This window comes from Caballeronia eucalypticola (assembly GCF_047608185.1).
GTDB lineage: Bacteria > Pseudomonadota > Gammaproteobacteria > Burkholderiales > Burkholderiaceae > Caballeronia.
Map to the genome: position 1 here is coordinate 41,121 of NZ_JBLKRU010000050.1, position 11,843 is coordinate 52,963.

The window sequence follows — 11,843 nt, forward strand, 5'->3', positions numbered from 1 at the left end:
TGGATAGTTTGGACTACGCGCGAAGTGAGAATTGAGGGGTTTAAAGTTTGTAGCTGATACGGTCTGCTGCCGCGCGCGTGAGCTGCGCCAGTTCGGCTTCACGTCCTGCAATGCGAGCAACGGGCGCCATCAAGGTGATGGTTCCTTCCAGTCGTCCCGCATCCGATATAAGCGGAGCGCTCACGCCCCAAACGCCTATATCGACTTCACTCTCGCTCGTTGCAAATCGCCGGCGGCGGATATCTTCCAGCTGCAGATGCAGCGCAGCGGCGCTTTCAGGGTCGTCGAGCGTGTTGCCGGCGATCACGGCATCGGCTTCTGCTTCAGGCAGGAAGGCGAGCAGCGCTTTCGCCGACGCGCCGCGTGTCAGCGGATGCGTGCGGCCGCGCGCGAACGAGCATCGCAGCGGCTGGTCGCTTTCGACCATCGAGAGGCAGACGACTGTGTCGTTGATCGGCACGAGCAAGCCGACACTCTCGCCGGTCCGCTGCACGAGCGCCCTGATTTCGTCGCGGCTTTGGGTCACGAGCTGCGCGTTCTGATCGAAACCCCACGCGAGTTGCATGCTGGACGGACCCGGTTCGAACAAGCCGGAATTCGCATGTTCCTGCAAGAGGCCCCATGCTTTAAGCGAGCCCAGCAGCCGGTACACCGTGGACAACGGCGCACCAATATCCTCTGCGATCTGCTTCGCGCCGATAGGCCTTCCCGCCCGGGCGACGCTGGTCAGCGCGTGGAGGACGCGGTCGATGACGGAGGACGATTTGACCGGCGGTTTCATGGTGAAAGTTTCTCTCGCCAATTCTCAAAGAAAGAAATCAATTCTCATTGGATGGGAAAATAGTTTGGAAGCGCCGCTTGTTTCCTCGTTAGCGCGACGCGATGATCGGCAAAAAAGTCCGGCTTGCGGGAGAATCTGGGCGTTGCGATACAACATTGCCTGGCGACACAAGGCAAATTGCAAATCCCAGCGCAACACGCCCAAGGACCGAGAAAAATGGACTCAGAGACATGGACTATGTGACAAGCCTCAAAGTGTTCCGCGCGGTCGTGGAGGCGAAAAGCTTCACGCGCGCCGCTGACCTGCTTGGCGTGTCGCCTCCGGTGGTGTCGCGCGCCATCGCCACGCTCGAGCAGCGGCTGGGCAACCGGCTCTTTCATCGCACCACGCGCCACATCTCGCTGACCGAGACCGCCGAGCAATTCTTCCCGGGCTGCTCCCGCGTGCTGGATGAGCTTGACGCGCTGGAGGCGCAGGCGTCGGATCGCATGAGCGGTCCGACCGGCATGCTGCGGCTGGTCGCGCACACGACGGCAACGGTGAACCGGCTGGTCCCGCTGATCGCCACTTTCCGCCGGCGATACCCGCTGATCGGACTCGACGTCACCCTGACCGAGCGTCCGGTGGATCTGGTGGCGGACGGCTACGACCTTGGTGTCGTGCTGCCCTTCATGTTAACCAGTGACACCACCGTCACACGCTTGCTCGAACGCATTCCGCTCGTCATTGTGGTGACGCCTGGGTATCTGCAAGGCAAGCAGCGGCCGACGCATCCGTCCGAGCTTGCGGACCTTGAATTCGTCGCCATGCACGCGTCGATCCGCAAGCCCGTGCTCACGTTCCGGCTGAATGACGGCGAACAGATCACGGTGCCGCTGAAAGCCGACGTGACATCGAACAACGCGGTGCTCAACCGCGAACTCGTGCTGGAAGGTTTCGGCCTTGGCGTGTTGCCGGCCGCGCTGGTTCGCGACGAACTGGCATCGGGCGAACTGGTGTCGCTGCTGGACGACTTCGAGATCGTCGATGGCGCAATCGAAATCCGCCTGGCTTACAGCAGCCGCACCTTGCTGCCGGCGAAGGTGCGGGCGTTCATCGAACACGCTGCGGAATTCTTTGAAACCTGAGCGGGGCGGAAAAATTTTCAACTTCATTTCGCATCGATTTCGTTTCGATTGTTAACGGATTCGACATTAATTGATGCGCACAATAGCGGTTGACTACGTGCATATGCACACATAATCTGTGCACATGCACACACGCCCTCCACGACACGACGATTGTTTTGCGGTTCGCCAAGCCGCGCGTCATATCTCGCAGTTATACGAGCGGCATTTATCGGCGGTACAGATCACGCCGACGCAATTCAGCATCGTCTCCGCGCTTGATCGCGTGGCCGACATGACGATGGCGGAACTCGCGCAGGCCATGGTGATGGAGCGCACGACCCTGGTCCGCGTGCTGCAGCCGTTGCTGCGCAACGGGCTTGTCATGTCGACGATGGGCGGACCTTGCCAGCGCCGTTTGCAGTTGACGCTGACCGAAAGCGGCCGGACCAAGCTGGCCGACGCGCTGCGGCACTGGCAGGCAGCGCAAGAAGAATTCGAGGCGAAGTTCGGGCGCCGGCAGGCGGCACGCCTGCGGCGCGAACTATTTCGCCTGACCAGCGAGTGACCCGTCAGAAAAGAAAGCCACGCACCCGCATAACCCATTCGATGCAACCAACAGGACTCACCGATGACCACACCTTCCACGCCGCTTGCCTCCACTGCCGCGCCGACGGCTGAGCGCGAAGCACGGCGGCCTTTCCGACTCGGCTGGATGCCGCTCGCGATTATCGCGGTGGTGGTCGTGATCGCCGCTGCAACCACCTACTGGTTCACCGTGTTGCGTTTCGTTCAAAGCACGGACGACGCGTATGTCGGCGGCAACGTCACGGTGATGGCGCCGAAGGTCAACGGTTTCGTCACCGAACTGCTCGTCTCCGATAACCAGCGCGTGAAGGCGAACCAGGTGCTGATCCGGCTCGACTCACGCGATTACGACGCACGGCTCGCGCAGGCCAATGCCGACGTGCAGGGCGCGCGCGCCGCCGTCGCGGAACTTGAAGCGAAGCAGCAGTTGCAGGGCGCCGTGATCAACCAGAGCCAGGCGCAGGTGCGGGCATCGGCTGCAGAAGTCACGCGCAGTGCGTCGGACCAGGTGCGTTACCGGCAGCTCGTCAAGGACGAAGCGGTATCGAACCAGGTGGTCGAACGCGCCGATGCGGATTTCCTGAAGGCTCGCGCCACGCTCGATAACAGCAACGCAGCGGCGCTCGCTTCGCAGCGGCAACTCGCCGTGCTTGCCGCACAAATAGACGACGCCCGTGCACGTGTTGCGACCGCTGAAGCGTTGCGGCGCATTGCCGAACTGAACGTGGAGTACACGACCATCCGCTCGCCCGTGGATGGATACGTCGGCAACCGGACGGCGCGCGTGGGCATGCTCGCCAACACTGGAGCGTCGCTGCTGACAATCGTGCCGACTGATGGCTTATGGGTCGATGCAAACTTCAAGGAAGACCAGCTCAAGAAGATGCATGTGGGCGATCGCGTCGATGTTGAACTCGATGCCGCCAGCGGGACCTTCCCGGGTCATGTGGAGAGCCTCGCGCCGGCGACCGGTGCGACCTTCAGCGTCTTGCCGCCTGAGAACGCGACCGGCAACTTCACGAAGATCGTGCAGCGCGTGCCAGTGCGGATTCGCCTCGACGTACCGAAGGACAAGCAGGACGTCCTGCGCGCCGGCCTCTCTGCGACCGTGAAGGTACACCTCGACAGCGCGAGCCGTTCATGAGCCCCGCCGTTCCACTGAATCCCGCCGATCAGCCCACCAGGCAGCGTGTTTTTGCGTTCGCGCTGATGTGCCTGGGCTTCTTCATGGCGACGCTGGACATCCAGATAGTGGCGTCGTCGCTGAAGGATATTGGCGGCGGTTTGTCGGCTAGCCAGGACGAACTTTCGTGGGTGCAGACGTCCTACCTGATCGCGGAAATCCTCGTGATCCCGATGTCCGGCTGGCTCTCCAAAGTGTTCTCCACGCGCTGGCTGTTCGTGGCCTCCGCGGTCGGCTTCACCATCACGAGCATGCTGTGCGGCCTCGCGTGGGACATCAATTCGATGATCATTTTCCGCGGCCTGCAAGGCGCGCTCGGTGCAGCAATGATCCCGACCGTCTTCACCACGGCGTTCGTGCTGTTTCCCGGCAAGCAGCGGCTGATTGCATCGACGACGATCGGTGCGCTCGCGTCGCTTGCGCCTGCGATCGGTCCGGTGATCGGCGGATGGATCACGTCGCAATGGTCATGGCACTGGCTGTTTTATCTGAACCTCGTGCCGGGACTGGTGGTGGCGATCATGGTGCCGAAGTTCGTGCATATCGACGAACCCGACTTGTCGTTATTGAAGAAGGGCGACTATCTGGGCATCGCGTTGATGTCGGGGTTCCTCGGCTGCCTTGAATATGTGCTGGAGGAAGGGCCGCGCAAGAACTGGTTCGGCGACGATGTAATCGTCACCTGTACGTGGATTTCCGCCATCTGCGGCTTCCTGTTTTTCGTGCACGCGTTCACTGCAAAAGATCCCGTTGTCGATCTGCGCGCGCTCGCGGTCAGGAACTTCGCGATCGGCTGTTTGCTGTCGTTCGTAACGGGTATCGGTATCTTCGTTGCAGTGTTTCTCACGCCGCTGTTCCTGAGCCGCGTGCGTGAACTGGATTCGCTGCAGATCGGGATTGCGTTGTTGTCGGTGGGCGTGTTTCAGTTGCTTGCGCTGGGCGCTTATGCATTCGCCTCGCGTCTCGTCGACATGCGCTGGTGTCTGCTCTTCGGCCTCGTGTGTTTCGGTGCGGGATGTTATTTCTACGTGCCGCTCACGAACGACTGGGGCTGGCAGCAACTGCTGCTGCCACAGGCGCTGCGGGGGATTGGCCAGCAGTTCGCCGTACCGCCAATCGTAACCATGGCGCTGGGCTCGCTGCCGCAATCGCGCCTGAAGTCCGCGAGCGGCCTGTTCAACCTGATGCGTAATCTTGGTGGCGCGATCGGCATTGCGGTTAGCGCGACCATGCTCAACGACCGGCTGAATTTCCACTATCTGCGCATCAGCGAACGCGTCACTACAGCTAGTCCGGAGACCGAAGCGTTCTTGTCCAGGCAATTCGCGCACTGGGGATCGGTGGCCGGCGATGCGCTCAACGCGACTAACGCGGGCCTCGCCAACCTGCACGCGCTGGTGTTCCGGGAAGCACTCGTGATGACCTTCTCCGACACCTTCTACGTACTCGCGATGTGCTTTGCCGTCGGCATCGTCAGCGTGCTTTTCGTGCGGCCTATCGGCGCTGCGCCGCCTTCTCCTGACGCTCATTGAGATCGACCATGTATAAGATTTTATTGGCACTGGCAGCGAGCATGACGCTCGCGGCGTGCGCGGTGCAACCCGCGAGCCATGCGGATTTACCATCGACTGTCCAGTCAATAGCGCCCGCAAACTGGAGCGCCGACGCTCCCCAAGACACCGTGGATGCCGCCGCGTGGTGGGAGCAATTCGGCGATCCCGTGTTGCATGAACTGGTGAGTTCGGTGCTGAGCCAGAACCTGGATGTGCAGGCAGCACTGGAGCGGGTAAAGCAGGCACAGGCCGTGACGACGCAGCGTCGCGCGGCGCTTTTGCCGGAGCTTGACGCGAACGCTACCGCAGAGGATGAGCGCCAGAACACGCCGCCGCCGCTGGGCTATGTTCGTCAGGCAGGTTTTGGCCTGACGCTCGGCTGGACGCCCGACGTATTCGGCGGCGAGCGCCTTGAACTGCTGGCGGCCCAGGCGCAATTGACGGGCCGTCAACACGATGTCGGTGCGCTGCGTCTCGCGCTCGCGGCTAATACGGCGTCGGCGTATGTGGATCTGCGCTGGGCGCAAAGTGAACAGAAGATCCTGCGGGACAATATCGCGATCCGGGAACGTGCACTCCGGCTGACGCAGGAACGCATGCAATACGGGCTTTCGCCGCGACTTGACGTCACTCGCGCACAGAACCAGTTGAGCGAGTTGCAAGCGCGCTTGCCGCGTGCCGACGCTACCGTGCAGCATCAGCTCAGCCTGATCGCGGTGTACTCCGGGCGCACGCCTGAATCCGTCGATACCCTCGTGCTCGCCACGCCCGGGACCATCCCGACGCCGTCAAACGCCGTGCCGCAGATGCTGCCTTCGGAGGCGTTGCTGCGCCGTCCCGATGTCCGCAGTGCCTACGCCGAGCTCACGCAACGCGCGGCGGAAGTGGGCGTCGCGCAAGCGGATCGCTATCCGAAGTTCTCGCTGCAACTGACCGACGGTTTGCTGGCATCGTCGTATCTTGGCTTGCCCACGCTCACCGATAACCTCTTTAGCGCGGCACTCAATGCGACCAGCCCGATCTTCAACGCCGGGCGCATTACAGCGGGCATCGAGCAGAGCCAGAGCCGCATGCGCGAGTCCGATCTGCGCTTGCGCCAGACCATGCTGCAGGCGCTTAAAGACGTGGAAGACACACGTACCGATCTCGTCAGCACATCGGAGCAGGCGGACCGTTTGAAGGACGCATTGCAATCCTCTGACCAGTCGCTGCGCCTCTCCACGCAACTTTATAAGGGCGGTGCGAGTGGTTTCCTCGATGTCCTCGCGGCGCAGGAAGCGTATCTGGAGGACTCGGATGCGCTGAACCAGGCGAAGCGTGAGCACGCGCTGGCAGCGGTCGCGCTGTACCGTTCTCTCGGCGGCGGGTGGAGCGAAGCAAAGCAAGAATAAGGCGTGGTGCAGGCCTCGGGTAACATCGGGCATCTTTTGTGTTCACCTTGCTTACCCGCCCGAACCCACCCGATGGCACTCAAAAACCTCTTGAGACGGCTTGACCTGACCACGCTGCAGTTGTTCCTCGCGGTCTACGAGGAGGGCACGCTTACCCGGGCGGCCGAGCGCGAGGCAATCGCTGTATCGGCTGCGAGCAAGCGCTTGCTCGAACTCGAACAGGCCGTGGGAGCATCGCTGTTCGTGCGCCGGGCACGCGGCATGGAGCTCACGCCCGCAGGCGAAACGCTGCTGCATCATGCGCGCCGCGTGCTGCGCGATGTCGAGAACATTGGCATTGAATTAGCCGAGCACGCGGCCGGCGTGCGCGGTTATGTCCGCATGATGGCGAACCTTTCTGCCATCGTCGAATTCCTTCCCGAAGACTTGCGCGCATTCTTCTCGATGAACGAGCGCATCAAGCTCGACCTGGAAGAGCGCCCGAGCAGCGGCGTGGTGCAGGGCATTGCCGACAGCCTCGCCGATGTCGGCATCTGCTCAGGCGAAGCCGATACGCGCGGCCTCGATGTCTCGCATTACAGGCATGATTCGCTGGTCGTGGTGATGCGCGAAGATCATGCACTCGCGGGCCGCGAGCAGGTCACGTTCATCGAAACGCTGGATAGCGACTATGTCGGTCTCCATGCGGCCAGCTCGATCAATTTGCGTACGCAAACGGCCGCGCGGCAGGCGGGTAAACCATTGCGGTTGCGCATCCAGGTGCCGGGTTTCGACGGCGTCTGCCGCATGGTGCAGACGGGGCTAGGCATCAGCGTGCTGCCGCTGAAGGTCTTCAATACAGTAGGCCGCCCGCTCGGGCTGACGGCCGTTACGCTCGATGAAACCTGGAGCCAGCGCGACCTGATCGTCGTGGTACGCGATGTTGCCGGGCTCCCGCCAGTCAGCCGGATGCTGTTCGATCATCTGTGCGCCGTAGAGCACCAGGAACAGAACGAAGCCTGAGCGTTCGCCGTTCGCGAACGGTCATTGGCGAAATGCGGTTGGACGCGGCGCGTTGCCCGCTCCTAAGCTGTCTTCCAGACTAGAAATTTTGGGAGACAAGCATCATGGCTGGACCGCTCGCAGGCATTCGCGTCATAGAAATCGGCACTCTGATAGCGGCGCCGTTCGCCGCCCGGATGCTCGGGGAGTTCGGTGCCGACGTCATCAAGATTGAAGCGCCGGATAACGGCGACCCGCTTCGTAAATGGCGAAAGCTGCACGAGGGCACGTCGCTCTGGTGGTATCTGCAGTCGCGCAACAAGAAGTCCGTGTGCGTCAACCTGAAGTCCCCGGACGGTGTCGATGTCGTCAAGCGTCTCGCCGCGGACGCCGACGTCGTGATCGAAAACCTCCGTCCCGGCGCGCTCGAAAAACTCGGCCTTGGCTGGGACGTGCTGCACGCAATCAATCCCAAACTCACGATGGTCCGCATCTCCGGATACGGACAGTCGGGCCCGTATCGCGATCGTCCAGGTTTCGGCGCGATCGGCGAGGCGATGGGCGGCATCCGCTATACGACCGGCGACGTCGATGGCGCACCGGCACGCGCGGGCGTGTCCCTCGGTGACTCGCTGGCTTCGTTGCACGGGGTGATCGGCGCGTTGATGTCGATCCTGCGCGTAAAGACCGGGCAGGGCGACGGCCAAGTCGTGGACGTGTCGCTTGTCGAAAGCGTCTTTAACCTGATGGAAAGCCTGATTCCCGAATACGACTTGCTCGGACACGTGCGCGAGCGCAGCGGCGGTGCGTTGCCTGGCATTGCGCCGTCGAATACGTATCGCACCGAAGACGGCGCTTTTGTTGTGATCGCGGGCAACAGCGATCCGATCTTCAAGCGCCTGATGCACGTAATAGGCCGCGCCGATCTCGCCGATGACCCCGCGCTTGCCCGCAACGACGGCCGCGCCGCACAAAGCGCAATGCTGGACGCTGCGATCACCGCGTGGACCACGCATCATCCGATTGACGATGTGCTCGCCGCGCTCGATACAGCGGAAGTGCCGTCCGGCAGGATCTATTCGGTCGCCGATATTGTTGCGGACCCGCATTACCAGGCGCGTGACATGCTGCTTGACGCCGCGTTACCCGGCGGGGTGTCGGTGAAGATGCCCGGCATTGTTCCGAAGCTCTCCGACACCCCCGGCGAAGTCCGTTGGCAAGGACCGACGCTGGGCGAACATACGGACTCCGTACTGTCGGATCTCGGCTTCAATGCGAACGACGTCGAACGGTTACGCAGCGAGGGCGCTGTGCAATAAGTTCGGGCACTGCGACTGACACACCCCTTCTTTCACCATCAAAGAACACATATGACCGGACGGCGCCAAGGCCAGTCCGGCAAGGAGACAATCATGAGCGATCTCGACGCCACGGCTTCCGTACCGCAGGCACACAGCGAAAACGACTTGAAAGCGGTGATCAGCAAGGTCGCGTGGCGACTCATGCCGCTGATCATGATCTGCTATTTGTTCGCATTTTTCGATCGCATCAACATCAGCTTTGCGAAGTTTCAACTGCAAAGCGATCTCGGTTTCTCCGACACCGCCTACGGTCTCGGCGCCAGCCTCTTCGTGATCGGCTACGTATTGTTCGAAGTCCCGAGCAACTTGCTGCTTTACAAGGTCGGCGCGCGCCGCTGGATCGCGCGCATCATGATTTCGTGGGGAATTGCCACCAGCGCCATGGTGCTGGTCGGCAACGAATGGCAGTTCTATGGGCTGCGCTTTATCATCGGCGCAATGGAAGCGGGCTTCGCCCCCGGCGTGCTGTACTACCTCACGCTGTGGTTTCCGGCGAGCTATCGCGGCCGCATCACGTCGATGCTGTTTCTTGCCTCGGCTTTCTCCGGGCTGGTGGGCGCGCCGTTGTCGGGACTGGTCCTCGGACACATGGACGGCGTGCTTGGCATCCGCGGATGGCACTGGTTATTCCTGCTTGGCGGCTTGCCGTGCGTGGTCCTCGGCCTGCTGGTACTCAAGGTGCTGAAGGACCGGATTGAAGATGCGGGTTGGCTCAGCGCCTCCGAAAAGTCACTGCTGGCGAGCCGTATTCAGCGACACGCGCCGCACTCGGGCGCCGGCAGCTCGTTACTCGATGCAATCAGGACACGTGGTTTCCTGATGCTCGGACTGATCTATTTCCTGATCCAGGTGGCGTCGTATGGGCTCAATTTCTGGGCGCCGCAACTCATTCGAAGCGCTGGCACACGCAACCCGACCACCATCGGTTTCCTGACGGCCGTGCCCTACATTTGCGGGGCGATCGCGATGGTCGTGGTGGGCCGTCTCTCCGACGCGTCGGGCGAGCGCCGCAAGTTTGTTTGCGGCCTGCTGGTGATGGCGGCGATCGGTTTTTTCGCGGCAGGTATCTTCGATAAACAGACTGGCTTCCTGATCGTGGCGCTCGGCGTGATGGGAGCGGGTGTGGTGGCTTCAATTCCCGCGTTCTGGGCGTTGCCGCCAAAGCTCCTCACGGGGGCGGGCGCGGCAGGTGGCATCGCGCTGATCAACACTATTGGACAACTTGGCGGCATTGTGAGTCCGGTAATGGTTGGACGGGTTCGCGACCTGACCGGCAGCACGACACCCGCGCTCTACGCAATTGGCGCGATGAGTCTCGCCTGCGCATTGCTTTTGCTGTTCGGTTTGCCGACTATATTGCGCGAGAAAGATGCGTCGGAGGCCCGCATTTCCCGGGGCTAACCTGGTTATATCCATCCGGTTATACACATCTGGTAGCCCAAGGCGTCGTGCGCGGAAGAACGCGTTTACTTTCAATGACGTAGCGCTGCGCTTGTAAACTTTCAGCGGATCGCGTTTACTCTTGCTTTTTGAGTGGACGCATTGGTCACCGAATCGACGCCCTGGACCCAGACGGAATTCAAACAGCTCGAGCTCGGCGATGCGCGCCTGAACAAGCGAGCGAGGCTTTTGATGGAAAGAATGGCGGCCGACCCGATGGCCAGCGTGCCCAAGGCATGCCAGGGCTGGGGCGAGACGATGGCGGCGTACCGCTTCTTCGACAACGACAAGGTCGAATGGCATGCAATTTTGGAGCCGCATTGGCAGCAGACGCAGGAGCGCATGCAGGCCCATCGTGTCGTGCTCTGCGTGCAGGACACATCAGAGCTGGATTTCAATGGACAAGGCGCGATCGGACTCGGGCCGCTGAGCTATGAAGCCCAGCGGGGCATGTATCTGCACCCGACCTACGCGGTTACGCCGCAGCGCGAGCCGTTGGGCATTCTGGATGCGTGGATGTGGGCGCGGGAGAAGAAGGACGAATCCGGCAAGCGTGGCGGACTCAAGGAGAGTGTGCGCTGGATCGAGGGCTATGAGCGCATTGCCGAAATGGCGCCGAGCCTGCCCTCCACGCGTTTGGTGTATGTGGCCGACCGCGAAGCGGATCTGATGTCGCTGATGTTGCGAGCGCAGGAGCTGGGCACGCCGGCCGACTGGCTGGTACGAGCCGCTCATAATCGCTGCCTGCCGGAGGGAGACAAGCTGTGGGAGCGCACGAGCCGTGGGGAAGCTGTCGGGCAAATCGCCTTCACGATGGCTTCGCGCCATGGCGTCAAAGCACGCACGGTGCGCCAGCATCTGTGGGTGCAACGCGTGGAGTTGCCCGCGGGCAAAGGCAAGTGCATCGCTGCGACGTGCCTGGTCGCGCGCGAGTTCGAGGCTCCTGCGGGCGTTAAGCCGATCGAATGGCGTCTGTTGACCAATCGCACGGCCAGCACGGTGGAGGAGGCAGTCGAACTGATCGATTGGTATCGAGCGCGCTGGGAAGTGGAAATCTTGTTCAACATCCTGAAGAACGCGTGCCGTGTCGAGGCGCTTCAGTTGGGCACGATCGAACGGCTCGAGCGCGCGTTAGCGCTGTTTCTGGTGGTGGCTTGGCGTGTGGCTTATTTGATGCGGCTCGGACGAACCTGCCCGGATCTGGACGCGCACCTGTTCTTCGATCCCGATGAAATTCGCTCCGCCTACCTGCTCACGAAAACCCGAGCGCCGGCCCAACCGAAGCTCAACGAAGTATTGCGACTGATCGCGCGCCTGGGAGGTTTCCTTGGCCGCAAGGGCGATGGCGAACCCGGAGCAAAGACCATCTGGCTCGGCCTCCGAGAAGTTCATGTCGCTGCAAAAACATTGCGCCTCTTACGCGACGACGATGGTGACGACACTTCTGTATAAGGGAATG

The 11,843-nt window shown here is 61.7% G+C and carries 10 protein-coding genes; 9 read left to right on the forward strand and 1 reads right to left on the reverse strand.

Annotated features, from left to right (window positions below):
* Positions 1 to 40 precede the first annotated feature (40 nt).
* Complete coding sequence (locus ACMX25_RS34335; protein ID WP_414954340.1) at positions 41 to 781, reverse strand: IclR family transcriptional regulator; 741 nt, start codon at positions 779 to 781, stop codon at positions 41 to 43.
* Positions 782 to 1,011: 230 nt separating this feature from the next.
* Between ACMX25_RS34335 and ACMX25_RS34340 the strand changes: the two genes are divergently transcribed.
* The 9 genes from ACMX25_RS34340 to ACMX25_RS34380 all read left to right on the forward strand — a co-directional run bounded on the left by ACMX25_RS34340 (position 1,012) and on the right by ACMX25_RS34380 (position 11,836).
* Positions 1,012 to 1,908 carry a LysR family transcriptional regulator gene (locus ACMX25_RS34340; protein ID WP_414954341.1) on the forward strand — a complete coding sequence of 299 codons (897 nt, stop codon included), beginning with the start codon at positions 1,012 to 1,014 and terminating at the stop codon, positions 1,906 to 1,908.
* A gap of 124 nt (positions 1,909 to 2,032) precedes the next feature.
* Complete coding sequence (locus ACMX25_RS34345; protein ID WP_414954342.1) at positions 2,033 to 2,455, forward strand: MarR family winged helix-turn-helix transcriptional regulator; 423 nt, start codon at positions 2,033 to 2,035, stop codon at positions 2,453 to 2,455.
* Between the two features lie 63 nt (positions 2,456 to 2,518).
* Complete coding sequence (locus ACMX25_RS34350; RefSeq protein ID WP_414954343.1) at positions 2,519 to 3,619, forward strand: HlyD family secretion protein; 1,101 nt, start codon at positions 2,519 to 2,521, stop codon at positions 3,617 to 3,619.
* Positions 3,616 to 5,190 carry a DHA2 family efflux MFS transporter permease subunit gene (locus ACMX25_RS34355; protein ID WP_414954344.1) on the forward strand — a complete coding sequence of 525 codons (1,575 nt, stop codon included), beginning with the start codon at positions 3,616 to 3,618 and terminating at the stop codon, positions 5,188 to 5,190. Before ACMX25_RS34350 ends, ACMX25_RS34355 begins: the two co-directional genes overlap by 4 nt.
* Before the next feature lie 8 nt (positions 5,191 to 5,198).
* A complete protein-coding gene (locus tag ACMX25_RS34360) occupies positions 5,199 to 6,602 on the forward strand; it encodes an efflux transporter outer membrane subunit (RefSeq protein WP_414954345.1) in 1,404 nt (467 codons plus the stop codon).
* A 72-nt stretch (positions 6,603 to 6,674) separates the two neighbouring features.
* Positions 6,675 to 7,604, forward strand: a complete 930-nt coding sequence (locus tag ACMX25_RS34365) for a LysR family transcriptional regulator (RefSeq protein ID WP_414954346.1) — start codon at positions 6,675 to 6,677, stop codon at positions 7,602 to 7,604.
* 104 nt (positions 7,605 to 7,708) lie between these two features.
* Positions 7,709 to 8,902 (forward strand): CaiB/BaiF CoA transferase family protein, encoded by a 1,194-nt coding sequence (locus ACMX25_RS34370; protein ID WP_414954347.1) that lies wholly within the window; start codon positions 7,709 to 7,711, stop codon positions 8,900 to 8,902.
* A 93-nt stretch (positions 8,903 to 8,995) separates the two neighbouring features.
* On the forward strand, positions 8,996 to 10,345 hold the full coding sequence (locus tag ACMX25_RS34375) for an MFS transporter (protein ID WP_414954348.1): 1,350 nt from the start codon (positions 8,996 to 8,998) through the stop codon (positions 10,343 to 10,345).
* 132 nt (positions 10,346 to 10,477) lie between these two features.
* Positions 10,478 to 11,836, forward strand: a complete 1,359-nt coding sequence (locus ACMX25_RS34380) for an IS4 family transposase (protein WP_436231370.1) — start codon at positions 10,478 to 10,480, stop codon at positions 11,834 to 11,836.
* The last annotated feature ends 7 nt before the right edge of the window (positions 11,837 to 11,843 follow it).